Annotated in this window: 17 protein-coding genes; 11 read left to right on the top strand and 6 right to left on the bottom strand. The window is 41.7% G+C overall.

The window, feature by feature from the left end; translation table 11 throughout:
• Window positions 1–120: 120 nt before the first annotated feature.
• The 9 genes from ybaK (at window position 121) to ACZ5XR_RS26700 (ending at window position 8,462) form a co-directional block, all read left to right on the top strand.
• A complete protein-coding gene (ybaK, locus tag ACZ5XR_RS26740) occupies window positions 121–597 on the top strand; it encodes a Cys-tRNA(Pro) deacylase (protein ID WP_464499466.1) in 477 nt (158 codons plus the stop codon).
• A 147-nt stretch (window positions 598–744) separates the two neighbouring features.
• A complete protein-coding gene (locus tag ACZ5XR_RS26735) occupies window positions 745–1,845 on the top strand; it encodes a PRK06851 family protein (RefSeq protein ID WP_464499465.1) in 1,101 nt (366 codons plus the stop codon).
• Between the two features lie 66 nt (window positions 1,846–1,911).
• Window positions 1,912–2,391, top strand: coding sequence for a transporter (locus tag ACZ5XR_RS26730; protein ID WP_464499464.1), 480 nt, complete (start codon window positions 1,912–1,914; stop codon window positions 2,389–2,391).
• Between the two features lie 235 nt (window positions 2,392–2,626).
• Complete coding sequence (locus ACZ5XR_RS26725; RefSeq protein ID WP_464499463.1) at window positions 2,627–3,628, top strand: LacI family DNA-binding transcriptional regulator; 1,002 nt, start codon at window positions 2,627–2,629, stop codon at window positions 3,626–3,628.
• Window positions 3,629–3,643: 15 nt separating this feature from the next.
• Window positions 3,644–4,576: a ribokinase gene (gene rbsK / locus ACZ5XR_RS26720; RefSeq protein ID WP_464499462.1), complete on the top strand. Its 933-nt coding sequence runs from the start codon at window positions 3,644–3,646 to the stop codon at window positions 4,574–4,576.
• A 1-nt stretch (window position 4,577) separates the two neighbouring features.
• Window positions 4,578–4,979: a D-ribose pyranase gene (gene rbsD / locus ACZ5XR_RS26715; RefSeq protein WP_464499461.1), complete on the top strand. Its 402-nt coding sequence runs from the start codon at window positions 4,578–4,580 to the stop codon at window positions 4,977–4,979.
• 15 nt (window positions 4,980–4,994) lie between these two features.
• Complete coding sequence (locus tag ACZ5XR_RS26710; RefSeq protein ID WP_464499460.1) at window positions 4,995–6,491, top strand: sugar ABC transporter ATP-binding protein; 1,497 nt, start codon at window positions 4,995–4,997, stop codon at window positions 6,489–6,491.
• Between the two features lie 26 nt (window positions 6,492–6,517).
• Window positions 6,518–7,456 (top strand): ABC transporter permease, encoded by a 939-nt coding sequence (locus tag ACZ5XR_RS26705; protein WP_464502447.1) that lies wholly within the window; start codon window positions 6,518–6,520, stop codon window positions 7,454–7,456.
• A gap of 19 nt (window positions 7,457–7,475) precedes the next feature.
• The gene (locus ACZ5XR_RS26700; protein WP_464499459.1) at window positions 7,476–8,462 is read left to right on the top strand and encodes a sugar ABC transporter substrate-binding protein; all 987 of its coding nucleotides are present in this window, start codon (window positions 7,476–7,478) and stop codon (window positions 8,460–8,462) included.
• 35 nt (window positions 8,463–8,497) lie between these two features.
• Here ACZ5XR_RS26700 and ACZ5XR_RS26695 read toward each other — a convergent pair whose 3' ends face one another.
• Window positions 8,498–8,644: a hypothetical protein gene (locus ACZ5XR_RS26695; protein ID WP_464499458.1), complete on the bottom strand. Its 147-nt coding sequence runs from the start codon at window positions 8,642–8,644 to the stop codon at window positions 8,498–8,500.
• 276 nt (window positions 8,645–8,920) lie between these two features.
• Here ACZ5XR_RS26695 and ACZ5XR_RS26690 point away from each other — a divergent pair, with 276 nt between their 5' ends.
• Together ACZ5XR_RS26690 and ACZ5XR_RS26685 are read left to right on the top strand one after the other, a co-directional pair.
• On the top strand, window positions 8,921–9,583 hold the full coding sequence (locus tag ACZ5XR_RS26690; RefSeq protein WP_464499457.1) for a DNA alkylation repair protein: 663 nt from the start codon (window positions 8,921–8,923) through the stop codon (window positions 9,581–9,583).
• A 154-nt stretch (window positions 9,584–9,737) separates the two neighbouring features.
• Window positions 9,738–9,971: a hypothetical protein gene (locus ACZ5XR_RS26685; protein WP_464499455.1), complete on the top strand. Its 234-nt coding sequence runs from the start codon at window positions 9,738–9,740 to the stop codon at window positions 9,969–9,971.
• 204 nt (window positions 9,972–10,175) lie between these two features.
• Here ACZ5XR_RS26685 and ACZ5XR_RS26680 read toward each other — a convergent pair whose 3' ends face one another.
• The 5 genes from ACZ5XR_RS26680 to ACZ5XR_RS26660 are packed head-to-tail and all read right to left on the bottom strand — an operon-like array spanning window position 10,176 to window position 14,473.
• Window positions 10,176–11,078, bottom strand: coding sequence for a FixH family protein (locus tag ACZ5XR_RS26680; protein WP_464499454.1), 903 nt, complete (start codon window positions 11,076–11,078; stop codon window positions 10,176–10,178).
• Window positions 11,075–11,752 carry an ABC transporter ATP-binding protein gene (locus tag ACZ5XR_RS26675; protein WP_464499453.1) on the bottom strand — a complete coding sequence of 226 codons (678 nt, stop codon included), beginning with the start codon at window positions 11,750–11,752 and terminating at the stop codon, window positions 11,075–11,077. Before ACZ5XR_RS26675 ends, ACZ5XR_RS26680 begins: the two co-directional genes overlap by 4 nt.
• Window positions 11,749–12,546 carry an ABC transporter permease gene (locus ACZ5XR_RS26670; RefSeq protein WP_464499452.1) on the bottom strand — a complete coding sequence of 266 codons (798 nt, stop codon included), beginning with the start codon at window positions 12,544–12,546 and terminating at the stop codon, window positions 11,749–11,751. The genes ACZ5XR_RS26675 and ACZ5XR_RS26670 overlap by 4 nt, the downstream gene beginning before the upstream one ends.
• On the bottom strand, window positions 12,510–13,853 hold the full coding sequence (gene nosD / locus ACZ5XR_RS26665) for a nitrous oxide reductase family maturation protein NosD (RefSeq protein ID WP_464499451.1): 1,344 nt from the start codon (window positions 13,851–13,853) through the stop codon (window positions 12,510–12,512). The genes ACZ5XR_RS26670 and nosD overlap by 37 nt, the downstream gene beginning before the upstream one ends.
• Window positions 13,850–14,473: a hypothetical protein gene (locus ACZ5XR_RS26660; protein ID WP_464499450.1), complete on the bottom strand. Its 624-nt coding sequence runs from the start codon at window positions 14,471–14,473 to the stop codon at window positions 13,850–13,852. Before ACZ5XR_RS26660 ends, nosD begins: the two co-directional genes overlap by 4 nt.
• Window positions 14,474–14,527 lie beyond the last annotated feature (54 nt).

The raw sequence follows: 14,527 nt of genomic DNA, 5'->3' as shown, positions 1-14,527 counted from the left end.
GTTTCAGTGAGTGACAAAGAAGTGACAATTTTTAGGTGATTCTATCGAAAAGAACCCTGAGGATCATTTTTTTCCTGCTATAATAAATTTATAAAATTTGTCGGTAAGGGGTGGATGAAAATGGCACAAGCCAAAACAAATGCCATGCGCATTCTCGATGCCAAAAAGATTTCATATGAGATGCATACATACGATAACAAAGATGGAAAAATTGATGGGATTTCTGTGGCTGAGAAAATTGGCAGAGATCCAAAAGAAGTATATAAAACCCTTGTGGCCCAAGGAGCGAGCAAGGCCATTTTTGTTTTTATTATCCCTGTAGAAGAAGAGCTGGATTTGAAAAAAGCAGCCAAAGTGACTGGAGAGAAGAAGGTTGAAATGATTCCTGTTAAGGATATCCAAAAGTGGACTGGCTATATACGAGGCGGCTGTTCTCCGATCGGGATGAAAAAGGAATATCAAACTTTTCTTGATGAAAGCGCCATGAAGCATTCATCCATTGCCGTCAGCGGCGGGAAAATTGGCGTCCAAATTGTGTTAAAGCCTGAGGATATAAAAGAAGTGGCAAAGGCTGAATTTGTTGATTTAATTAAATAGCAAAGGAGCGCCGAGGATGCTCCCGGACTTCACCGGGGAAAGCGGGTGCCCTGAGCGGAGGTCCAGCCAAAATAAAAAATAGGCACTCACCTATATCATGACTTTGAATATGATAGGTTGAAACCACGATAAAGGGTGTGTCAACAAGTGGCTGGAAAAATTAAAAATTACTTCGCCGGCGGCAATACGGCCAGGGGATTTCATAGTCTTTTTGATTCCAATCTTCAAGGGCTTGACCGTTTATTTATTTTAAAAGGCGGACCTGGAACCGGAAAATCCTCTTTAATGAAAAAGCTTGGCAACGAGTTTGTTGAAAAAGGCTATGATATTGAATTACTGCATTGCTCTTCAGATAACAATTCAATTGATGGTTTAATTATCCCTGCCTTAAAAGTAGGGATTGTCGATGGCACGGCACCGCATGTGATTGAACCAAAGGCGCCTGGCGCTGTCGAGGAATATATTAATCTTGGAGAAGCTTGGGACAGAGCTAAACTTTCCCAGCATAAGCTAAAAATTCAACGGCTGACCAAACAAATAAGTGAATCCTTCCAGACCGCATACGCTACTTTTAAGGAAGCGTTAGACATCCATGATGAATGGGAGAAAATCTACATTAGCAACATGGACTTCGATAAAGCCGATCAATTGACCAATAATTTAATTGACAGCTTTTTTGGAAAAATAAAGCTGAATAAAGAAGCCAATATTCGCCATCGGTTCCTCGGCGCGGCAACACCAATGGGAGCTGTTGATTTTGTTCCGAATTTAACGGAAGAAATACCAAAGCGTTATTTTATTAAAGGCCGTCCCGGCTCCGGTAAGTCGACAATGCTGAAGAAGCTTGCAGCTGCTGCTGAAACAAGAGGTGTCGATGCAGAGGTTTACCACTGCGGCTTTGATCCAAACAGCTTAGATATGGTGATTTTCAGGGAGCTTGGCATTGCAATTTTTGACAGCACAGCCCCTCACGAGTATTTCCCAAGCCGGGACGGTGACGAGATTATTGATATGTACGAAATCTTGATTGCATCAGGGACAGATGATACTTTTGCAGAGTTTATCAGCAAAATTTCTGCTCAGTATAAAGAAAAAATGACAGAAGCTACATCCTATTTGGCAAAAGCCAAGGCTTTGCATGATGACCTCGAAGACATCTATATTTCTGCCATGGATTTTACTGTCGTTGAAAAAATTCAAGCCAGAATTGGCCGGGAAATAAATGAGCTTGAGTCCATAAACAGCTAGTTGCTGGCTTATCACCTAAAATAGGCAAAGTGCATACTTTAAAAGGAATCTAGATAGAAAGGAGTAATGTCCTTGAATTATTTTTATTATCCGTATTTCGGATATGGCTATCTATCACAAAATCCTTATGAAGATGCTCTGAGACAGCAAGGGGTTGTGCCTGGGCACGGTTTCCCAACCTCACCACCGCCGTCCGGGGGTGGCCACCATGGGTTTACGCCGCCACCGCCACCGCCGCCGCACGGGGGAGGCTTCGATCATGGATTCCCGCCGCATCATGGGGGAGGACATCATGACGGGCCGCCAACTGCACCGCCGCCATCCTTCATCCCTCATGAAACAGTTGGAGCATATGCGGTTGATCCTGGCGGAATCAGGCATTGTTTATATCGCTACACCTATATTTGGCTAAACAACGGCAGGAGCTTTTGGTTTTATCCAACCTATGTTGGCAGAACCTCCATTGCAGGATACCGCTGGCGAGGCAATCACTGGCAATATTACGGAATGGATCTAAGACAAATCCGCTCGTTTAGCTGTCAATAAAAAAAGGTGCCGGGGTTCCGGCACTTTTTAATTTAGTGAAAGTAAAACAAAAATGTAAACGTTTAGATTTTGAATATTGACGAAAATTGGTATAATTTGATATGATAAAGACAAATGATAGCGGTTTCATATGGGAAAAAAGCTATAAATATATGAAATCTAGTAAAAATGTAACATATATAACATTATTAAAATACTAAAATCTAAACGGTTACATTTACAGGTGGTGTTAATCTTGAGTTCAACTATACGGGATGTTGCAAAACTTGCAGGAGTATCAGTTGCAACAGTTTCCCGAGTAATAAATAAATTAGGCGGTGTCCGGCCGGAAACAGAAAAGCGAATTGAATGTGCAATGGAGGAGCTTCATTACATTCCCAATGTATTAGCCAGAAGTGTAGCCTCTAAAAAAACAAAGCTGATTGGCATGATTGTTCCTGACGTTGAAAATCCATTCTTTGCCGCGGTGTATAGCGGAGCGGATAAAGCTGTCAGGGAATATGGTTATACCACCTTCCTCGGAGGCTCAAATGATACGGAGGAACGGGAAGATGAACTTCTGCAAACGATTCTTGAGCATCAGGCCAGTGGAATTTTGTTAACTCCTGCAAGAGTGAAAACGGGTTGGCTGGACCGGATTGGCAGCCGCGTTCCCATTTGTTTAATTGATCGTGATACCCCTGGTGCTGATTGCGATCGTGTATTGGTTGACAATCGACGTGGAACCTATGAAGCGACAAAACTGTTTATTCAAAAAGGGCATAAAAAATTATCCATTATTACAGGACCGATGGATAGTACACCAGGCAGAGAGAGATTTGAAGGATTTAAACAATGCTTGGAGGATTTTGGCATTGAGTGGGATCCGGATTATATTCAGATAGGGGATTTCCGGGAAGGTTCAGGCTACCAATTAGGAAAACGGCTGCTGGAGATGCCTGATCCCCCGACAGCGATTCTTAGCAGTAATAACTTAATGACAATTGGATTGTTGGAAACGATTCATAATAGCAACTTCCAAATAGGGACAGACGTTGGAGTGATTGGGTTTGACGATCTTCCAATCGCAACGCTGATGAAGCCAAATTTAACGGTGGTCTCAAGACCGATGCGTGAAATGGGTGAATGTGCAGCAGACATGCTGATGCAGCGTATTCAAAATCCAGAAATGGCAAAACGAACCGTCATTATGACACCGCATTTAATTGTGCGGGGTTCTGAATCGATTCATCGATAAAAAGGGAGTGTTCATATGGAGAATCAAAAAAATGGTGTAGCAGTTATTGGCAGTATGACAACTGATGTGACAGCAAAAGCGGCGGCCTTACCGCGGCGCGGTGAAACCGTTTTAGGAGAAGAATTAACGATTGTCTCCGGAGGGAAGGGTTCCAATCAAGCTGCCATGGCGTCGCGAATGGGAGTAAACACATGGATGGTTGGCTGTATTGGCACGGATGCCTTTGGGAACGTCGTACTTGATAGTCTCCATGAACATGGTGTGAATACTGATTTTATAGATCAATTAGCAGATCAAAAAACAGGTGTGGCTCATATCCGAGTGGATCATACAGGGAATAACGATATTGTGATTGTGCCAATGGCCAATAACCAAACAAATCCAGGACGGGTGGACCGTTTCTTTGCTTCAAATTCAAGTGTCAACACCCTTTTATTGCAGTTGGAAATTCCAGTTCCAACCGTTGTGTATGCGGCAAAAGCAGCAAAGGAGAGAGACCTTACCGTTATTTTCGATCCGGCTCCTGCTGCTTCCTTCCCGGATGAACTTTATCAATATGTTGATATCGTCACACCGAATGAAACGGAAGCCTCGGCATTAACCGGCATTGAAGTCTCTGATTTGGATACAGCGAAAAAAGCAGCTGCGATTCTATTAGAAAAGGGTGTCAAGCTGGCTATTATCACCCTTGCCGAAAATGGTGTGTTAATCGCTGATGCCAATTCCGAGCGCCACCTCCCTTCTTTTAATGTAGAGGTTGTAGATACAACGGCTGCTGGCGATGCCTTTACAGGAACGCTTGGGGCTTGTATTTCTGAAGGGAAAACCATTGAAGAGTCTGTCCAATTTGCGATGGCTGCAGGGGCGCTGACTGTTACAAAAATCGGGGCACAGCCTTCGTTGCCGACAAAAGATGAAGTCATCAAACTAATGAACGGGGGATTATAAGATGAAAAGTACAGGTGGAATTCTCAACCCGCAGCTATCAAAAGTTATTGCGGAAACAGGACATACGGATTACATAGTCGTTACGGATGCTGGACTGCCGATCCCTCAGGAGGTAGAACGAGTAGACCTTACCATTCAGCCAAATCTGCCAAAGTTTTTAGATGTGTTAAAAGCAGTTTTAAGTGAAGTAGTGGTAGAAAAAATTATTCTTGCCGAAGAATTACCAACCATCAGCCCGGAAATGCATGAAGAAATTTTGGCACTTTTTCCAGAGGATTTAGAAGTCGTTTATCTTCCGCATGTGGAATTTAAGCAAACGACAAAGTCTGCACGGGCAGCAGTTCGATCCGGTGAGTTTACACCATATGCTAACATCATTTTGCAGGCGGGAGTTGCGTACTAGAAAGGTGGTATTCCAATGAGCATTCGTCTCGAGCATATCAAAAAAAGCTTTGGGGATAACGATGTACTAAAAGGAATCAGCTTAAACATTGAACCTGGCGAAGTCGTTGCGCTTGCGGGAGAAAATGGAGCAGGAAAATCTACGCTCATGAAAATCTTGTCAGGTGCTTTACACCCTGATTCCGGTCAAATTTTTGTTGACGAACAGCAGGTAACTTTTCATACCCCGCAGGATGCAATGGCCTATAATATCCGAATGATATATCAAGAAATGAATTTAATGAGAGATTTGACCGTTGCAGAAAATTTATTTCTTGTCGATGAAAAGAAACGGTACGGGAAGTTCCTTTCCAACAAGAAGAAAATGTTCGAAGATGCAAAAGCCTTTTTAGGGGATATGGGGCTGAATATAAACCCGAGAATCCCGGTTTCACACCTTGCGGTAGCTGAACAGCAAATGGTTGAGATCTCCAAATCTTTGGTTAAAGAAGTAAAGCTTTTGATTATGGATGAGCCAACCGCTGCTTTAAATAAAGAAGAAACCGATCGATTATTTGATCAAATACGCCGACTTAAAAGCAAAGGAATTTCAGTCATTTATATTTCCCACCGACTGGATGAAATTTTTGAATTGGCGGATCGAATTGTCGTCTTGCGAGATGGACAGTTAGTTTTGGAAGCACCCATAAAAGAGGTTGATCAAAAACAAATTGTCACATCGATGGTTGGAAAACAAGTTGATAATTTTTATCCAAAGGAACACAATACAGATCCATCAGTCAATCGATTTGTTGTAAGAGGGCTGACGAAAACGCCGTACTTCGAGGATGTCTCCTTCCATATTGCCAAAGGTGAAGTACTTGGGATTGCAGGTCTCTTAGGCTCAGGGAAAACGGAGTTATTAAAAGCTTTGTTTGGTGATCTGAAGATAGATGCCGGCGATATGACAGTAGATGGAAAATCTATCAAATTAAATCGCCCTATTCATGCGATTAAGCAAGGAATAGCGTATTTAACTGCGGATCGTAAGCAGGAAGGATTAATTATGGATCTATCAATCTATAACAATCTTTCACTATCATCTCTAAAGCAATTTTCAGGTGGTTTTGGCATTGTAAATCGGAGAAAAGAACAGAAAGTATCCGATGATTTTATTCAGCAGGTGAACGTAAAAGCAGCATCACCACATATTGCGGTCCGCAGTTTAAGCGGCGGAAACCAGCAAAAGGTCGTATTTGGAAGATGGATGATGACCGGCCCGAAAGTTTTCATTATGGAAGAGCCAACACGTGGGGTAGACGTTGGTGCCAAATCCGAAATTTATCGAGTCATTAATTATTTAACGGCTCAGGGCATTTCAGTCCTGCTCGTAAGTTCCGATATTCCAGAATTAGTGGCGATGTCCGACCGGGTGATTGTATTACGGGAAGGCAGCGTCATTCAAGAGCTGACGGGAGATTCCATCACCCAACATAATATTCTGCATTATGCACTAAGAGGGGGAGCACATTGAAAGCGATCCGAGTACTATTTTCAGAGATGCAGGCACTCGTTGTCTTAATCATTTTGGTTATCATTGCAGCATTTTTATCACCGGTATTCTTAACCATCACCAACCTGCTCAATATCTTGTTAATGGTTGCTGTAACGGCGATTCTTGCGATTGGACAAACCTACATTATTATTCTTGCAGAGATTGATTTGTCTGTCGGTGCGGTTCTCGGACTATCAGCAGCGATTACGGCAGGATTTCTCTCACATGGAAATTTAATAGTAGGTTTATTAATAGGACTGCTTGTAGGACTTGTCGCAGGACTAATTAATGGACTGTTGGTAACGGTTGGAAAACTGCCATCGTTCATTGCTACTTTAGGAACGATGACAGCCTTCTCAGGTTTGACTCTTGTCTATACACAAGGAAATCCTATTTCGATTTCATCGACATCATTCTCCTTTATCGGACAGGGATTTATTGGAGGGGTTCCATTCCCTGTTTGGTTAATGATTATTCTTTATGCGGTATTTTGGATTCTATTACACAGATCACATTTTGGCCGTTATGTTTTTGCAACAGGAGGAAATGAAGAAGCTAGCCGTTTATCAGGTATTAACGTAAAACAAGTGAAACTATGGTCATTTGTTATGGCTGGAATATTATCAGCCATCGCTGGTTTTATCATCACCTCCCGCTTAAACTCTGCTGAGCCAACATCTGGCAGCGGATTAGAATTGGATGCCATTGCTGCCGTTATTCTTGGTGGTACAAGCCTAACCGGCGGGAAAGGCGGTTTGATTGGGACAGTTATTGGAGCAATCATTTTGGGCGTTTTAGATAACGGAATGAATTTATTGAATGTATCAGCATTCTATCAAGGTGTAGCGAAAGGGGTGATTATCCTCTTAGCAGTGTTACTGGACCGTAATATGAAGTCATTGTCATCGCTTGCTCGTATTGCCAGCTTTAAAAAATCTGCCTAAAACATTGGAGGTATTCAAAATGAAGAAATACGTTGCCGGAGCTTTAAGTGCTTTATTAGTAGGAGGAATCCTTGCAGGGTGCAGTTCTCAATCGAATACTGATGGAAAGTCAAAAACGGCTTCTTCCTCAGGTAGTAAAGAAGTAGATATGATTATCAGTACACTTAACAATCCATTCTTTGTTTCGTTAAAAAATGGTGCGGAAGCAGAAGCGAAAAAACAAGGTTTCAATTTGGTTATTCAAAATGCAAATAATGATAACCAAACAGAGTTAAACTTGATTCAAACCGATATCTTGAAAAAGCCTGCTGCGATCGTAGTGGATCCTGTAGATAGCAACGCGATTGTTGCATCGATTAAACAAGCCAACCAAGCTAAAATCCCAGTTTATGCATTTGACCGTAAGCCGGATGGCGGCGATTTAGAAACCTTTATTGGATACGATGCCATTAAAGCTGGCCAAACAGCAGCTGATGCTTTAGCAAAATCATTAAATGAAAAAGGAAATGTCATTGAAATCCAAGGAATTATGGGCACAAACGTGGCACAAGATCGCAGCAAGGGATTTGAGGATGAAATTGCCAAATATCCTAATATTAAAGTAGTTGCCAAACAACCGGCAAACTTTGACCGTGCGCAAGCGCTTAATGTTATGACTAACCTCATCCAGGCACATCCGGATGTAAATGGAGTATATGCAGCGAATGACGAAATGGCGATGGGGGTTGTTTCTGCATTAAAAGCTCGTAATCTGACTGGAAAAGTTCTTGTCGTTGGAAATGACGGTATTAAGGATGCATTAGACGGCATTACAAGTGGTTCATTGGCAGCAACAAATGCCGAATCACCATTCTATTTAGGAATGCAAGTTTCTGACATCGCTAAAGACATCCTTGATGGAAAGAAAGTTCAAGCAGCAACTACATTAGAAGGGCAGCTTGTAAATAAAGATAATGTTAGTCAATATTGGGATCACCTAAAACAAATTGGCGATCCGCAAGATTAATTACCTTATAAAAGGTGCCGGGGTTCCGGCACCTTTTATTGTGGGTTTGTTTTGGCTTTCTGGCTCTTTACATTTTTTTTATTTCCTTTGCTGCTGTCACCGCTCATAAATTCGCTGGAAAACTCATTTCCCAGTTGAGGGGCATTTTGATTTTTGCTGCCTTTATTAAACTTTTTGGTCATAAATAAACTCCTTTCTAAATGGCTACTATTATTTTTTCTATAATTACCTTCTTTATGTATGGTGATAGTGGTCTTGAGAGATAAAATTCTTATTGAGTTGTATCTTTTTAATCCCTCAATTTGGTAAAATGTACAAAACTGCCGTAAAAATGTACAAACCTTTCGGAAACATGTACAAAACTCGCAAAATCATGTACAAAACTACCAAAAACATGTACAAAACAAGATTTGTCCATATTAAAATTGAAACAAATGGAAAATGTGAGGTTATGGCCAATGCAGTATATAGAATTGATTACAAATCTATTTGAAAAAAGCCGTAATGTGGCCAATTCAGGACCTATGGAAAAATATATGAAGAACCATCTTCCGTTTTTGGGGATTAAGATGCCGGAACGAAAAGAGCTGGAAAAGCAATTCTTTAACGAAACGGGTCTCTTAAAAGAGCCGTTTAACAAGGATTTTGTTTTACAGCTATGGGAAATGCCGGAACGGGAATACCAATATACCGCCTTAACCTATATCGGAAAATCATTGAAAAGGCTGCAAAAATCCGATTTAGGATTCATAGAAAATTTGATCACCACGAAATCGTGGTGGGACACGGTGGATACGATCGCCCCAAACTCTGTCGGAGCCATTGCACAAAGGTTTCCGGAAGTGATTGGTGAAACGATTGATAAATGGTCTACGAATGAGAACATGTGGCTGAGACGAGCGTCTATCCTTTTTCAACTAAAATATAAACAGGAAACAAATGAGCATCTTCTCTATCAATACATACAGAAAAATGCCGACAGCAAGGAATTCTTTATCCAAAAGGCAATTGGCTGGGCATTAAGGGAGTATTCCAAAACCAATCCGGCTTCCGTTAAAGCATTTATTGAAAATCATCAGCTTGCTCCATTAAGCGTCCGGGAAGGCAGCAAGTATGTATAAGCTGAATTTGGGCGAGAATATTCTAATAATTCCATTTTGTATATTGTCAGCAACAATATCGATGGAAGGGGACTTCCCCGGAAAAAATTGGGTGGATTTGAATTAACATATGGATAGCTTTGATATATAATTTTTACAAAAAGGAAGGTTTCACATGAGCACAAAAAGTAACCAATTGCAAAAGGGATGGACACTGATTGCCCATGCTTCCTACCAAGTTTACTCCAATAAAAATGGCTATGTCCTTATTGATGAAGACAACGATGTGGCACTAAGGTTTGCCTTACAGGAAAATGAGGTCGAAATCCTCGGCAGCAATTGGAATTTGAATTATAAAATCAATCTTGGCTTTAAAACGATCAAGATCATAAACACGCCGGATGAATAGGATTCGGAAGTGGTTCCCGAGAGTAAATGCGCGGTATCCGAGAGTAAGCGCACGGTACCGTGAGTAACGAGAGGCTATCCGAGAGTAAAGCCGCGTATCCGAGAGTAACCGCACTGCATCCGAGAGTAACCCGACACTATCCGATAGAAAACCTACACTTTCCAAAAGTAAAAAAGGGCCATCACAACGCGTGAGGCCTTTTTTCTATAGAATTTCAATTTTTAACGAATTCACTTGGGACACGAGCAGGTCTTCATATTTTTGCTGGGCTTCGTAATCGATTTCTTGGATGCCTGCTTTTGGATTTTCTTTTTTAGCTTGGGCGAGTAATTCCTGCTGTACTTTTTTAGTTAGGACAATTAACGTATATTGCTGTTTTTCGATATCCCAGAATTTCTTTTCACCGTGGGCTTTAATCATCGCTTCAGCTGATTTATACGTTTTGTACTGCTCACGGGCTTTGGTTAACTCTTTGGTTACTTCCGCATCGGTTGCGGTATAGCCTTTTTCCTTCGCAATTAAGCCCATGGCGCGCAGGCGGATGATTTGCGTTAGGATTTGGTTTTTATCTTCAGCCATTTTTTCCTGTGATTTCAAATAGGCCAATTCTTCATCAAGCTTTTTGCCGCTGAATTGCTTGTGTGCGGCCTCACGGTTGATCGCAAGCTGCAGATAATTGATAAATTTATAGAAGTCGACATCGTCATTGGTAATCCATTTTCCATTAATCAGTGCCACACCAGCGGGCTTTTTCACCGTAAGGTCAACGGTTTGTTCCGTTTTCTTGCCGCCTTTTTCAAACGTTAAGTCGGCCTCGTATTTTCCGGTCATTGGTAGCTTTACTTTACCTGAATAAGTGCCGTTCTGTCCTTCTGTTAACGTCGCATTATAAGTGCCGTGGTCCATATTGGCCATCGTAAATGCCGCCTTCACCTTAAGGCCGGTTACGGCTTTTGTGTTTTCGGTTACTTTTATTTTAAAAGGGGCAGCCTTATCCTGATGAAAATAAAGTGGCTTTGTAAAATCAATTTTGTAATCGGGGCTTGAGCTGCAGCCCGCGAGCCCGGCAATCAATAGCAGGATCACCAGCATGAGTGATTTCTTCACGATTCCATCCCTCCTAAGTTGTGAGTGGTTAAAAATTCCTCTACCGAGTATTTTTCCATTTTTCCATTATTTAAATAGGCAACATGTGTACAAACCTGTTTGATTTCATCAAGATGGTGGGAAGAAAGCAGGATTGTTTTAACATGCAGCGACTTTAGCACGTCTAAAATTTCTTTTCGTCCCATTGGGTCAATGCCGCTTGTCGGTTCATCCAGTATCAGCAGGCTTGAATCCTGATAAAGCGTGATGGCAAGGCCAAGGCGCTGCAGCATCCCTTTTGAATATTCTTTGACCTGGACATTGCGGTCATCCCATAAGCTGACCGAATTCAACACTTGCTCAATCCGCATCTGATCCGATGTCTTTGAAACCGCCTCGGCAAAAAAGGTCATATTTTCAAGGCCGGTTAACATCGGATAAAGCATGAATTTTTCGGGCAGGTAGGCAATCGCCTTTTTCCATTCCTGATTTTTCTTGGTGACTTCAATGCCATTAATCGAAATGGTTCCCTTTTTGACGGGAAGAAGTCCAAGCAGGCTGTTAATGAATGTTGATTTACCGGCACCGTTTCGTCCGACAAGGGCACAAATTTCATTCTTGCTTACCTCTAAATGAATCGAATCGAGAACCGTCTTTTTTCCGTAGGATTGGATTAAATCCGTTACCTTAATCATTCAAAGCCCTCCTTGCGGTGAAATAGGATCGCAGCGGCCGTTGAAACAATCAACCAGAATACGAGATTTCCTAATAGGAAGAACACTGGCTTCGTCCACATGAAGGCCTGAAGGAGGCGCGACATATGGCCGAAGGAATAAACGCCCATTCCTGTTTCTAAAAACATCCGGACCGCCTGAAGCGGATTTAAAAAGTATGCGCTCGAAAATAGGTTTACATTTTCATGGGTTACATGTGGAAGAAAGGATAGCATGATAAAATCATGTAAAAAGAAAAAGTAAAACCAGACAAAAATCGTATAGCCGATAATTTGCATTCTGGAACGGCTGAAGCTGCCAATTGCCGCGCCCATTTGGATAAACACAAGGGCCATCGTGACAATTGCCGCAATAAAGATGAAATAGCTTTTGATATCAAGCTGAAAGTTAAATTTTAAGAAAGCTAGATAAAGAACGAACCAGATCAATAATGGAACAAGAACGACGGTATAGAGACCGAGGCTTTTCTTGACCAAAAAGCTTGGATAGCTGTCTCTTTTCGTTAGCAGCATGATTAACGTTTTTTGTTCCTTTTCTTGAAAAATCGAAAAGGCGCCGATAAACAAGCAGAGAATCGGGATGAAATAAATGATTGAATCGAATAAATTGATTAAGAGAATATAGAAGCCTTTATCAAATGAAAGGGCACTGGAACGAAACAAAATGCTGACAGAAATGAGAACAATGATGCTTAAACTGAGCCAAAGCCCTTTACCCCTTATATTTTCCTTCCATTCCTTCCAAATGTATTGCATAGTTGATGTCTCCCCTTTAGTAAAATCAGCACTCCGAGCAGTGCGATTACAATGACAATTGCTGTGGTGTGGCTATTCTTTGCGCTTCCTACCAGTGGGTGCGGATCGTTAAACATCACGTCTTCTCCCTGCACGAGGGCATTCATTTTTTCAAAGATAGAAAGTGCAGGACTTTTTAAAAATAAACTGGTTAATTCCTGATCCTCCATCAGTTGATGAAGCGAAGATTGATAGGTTATCGGAAAATCCCCGATGCCGTCCTGGTTTAAATCGGTAAGGGGGAAGCCCCGACCCCAGTCATTTCCTTTGCCATTTTGGCTCCAGGCGTTGTTTTCTCCTTGTCCTCCAAGAGTCACTGCGGGAATCGTATTTTCGGTAATTTGGTTTAACGTAAACGTCTGTTCATTGGAGCTGGCCCAAAGCTCGACGCCAATTTGGTTTTGAATGATTTTATTGTGGCGAAATAGATTTCGCGTTGCTTGATCAATATATAAACCTCGTTGATTCATGTAAAAGGTATTGTTTTCGATTTTATTGTCATTTGCTGACAAGAGCATTAGACCAAAGGACTGATTTCCGTAGTTGATAATAAATTGGTTGTTTTCCAAGTAAAGATGGTTCGAGTTCATGATCGAGGCGCCGCCGGTGTTCATCGTAAAAATATTGTTTTTAAAAACATTGTTATCCGAATACATGTAATGCAGACCGTAACGCGTGTTGCTAATCTTGTTGCTGTAGCTTTTGTTGCCATTCCCGTAGATGAAGTACATCCCGTCACGGGTGCCTTCAATGGTATTGTGAGAAAGGACATTATCATGTGAATAGGACACATTTAGCCCGTTTCCCTGACCGGCAATTTCGCCTTTACCCATCCCTGTAATATGGTTATAGCGGATGGTATTATAGTGAGCCTTGCTTAAATAAATCCCGTGAAAAGAGCGGCGGATGTCCATGTGTTCGATCAGATTATGATTCGTATAAATCTTGATTGCGGCATATTCCTCACTGGAGTTGCGGTCCATGCTGCCATCGGTTACTTTGAGATGGCTCAAGTGCACATGCGGTGCCTTCACCTCGATGACATTCCCAGTGAAGTCCCCTTTAATCACGGTGTTCGCTGCGCCGATAATGGTCATTGGTTTTTTGATGACAATATCGCCGACATAGGTTCTATTTTCAAGCTTCAATACCGCTCCCTCTTTCGTGGAGTCGATGATTGATTGCAAGTTGTCGGCTGCCAAATTTTTCTCAGGTTTCATAAGGAAAAAGAGAGAAAAAACGAAAAGAAGAAGCGTCCATTTTTTCATTTTTTTCGATCCTTCCATAAAGGAATCAATAGCAGCATAAAGCCTGCTATTAAAAAGTAAGCGCCATAGCCGAGAGAGCTATGTGTAATAAAGTTGGCGACTCGGTTTTGCCCTAAGATCGGCGGAACAAATGGGGCAATTTTTATTGGTGCATGCGGGTCGAGATTGGTTCCAAAATCATGGAGGGCTTTATGAAGATCAAGAACGCCAAGTGTGCCGCCAAGAATAAGCCCGACAATTAGGATATAAAGAACCAGTTTTTTTCTTAAAATGGCCGTTAAGAGTGTAAAGGCTGCTAATCCCCAACCAAGGTAGGAGAGGTACGACAATTCGGGAAAGTTTTTTGCACTGAAATTCTTCATCCCGATGTAATGGTTCAGCCCGTTTATAATATCGATTTGTCCTTCAAGCTTATTCGGATAAACGATAATGTTTAATCCTTCCGGGTATTGAGGTGCAATAAACAGCATCTTCCACCATGGGAAATGAAGGGAAATCACAAATAAGACAGCCGAAACAGCAATTATTAACGAAGAAATAATCGATAATTTATTGTGTGAATCAGCTTTTTCGTTTTTATTCTTTGAAGGTACCGATAATTTTTTGTGAATAGCATTCAAGTTAACCACTCCTATATAGAAAAGCGGAAGCGCCTTGGTCAGCCCCGACAAGCG

It is taken from the genome of Neobacillus sp. Fa239, from assembly GCF_055395235.1.
The sequence above is the reverse complement of the archived record's forward strand: the minus strand, read 5'-3'. Positions and strand labels throughout refer to the sequence as shown.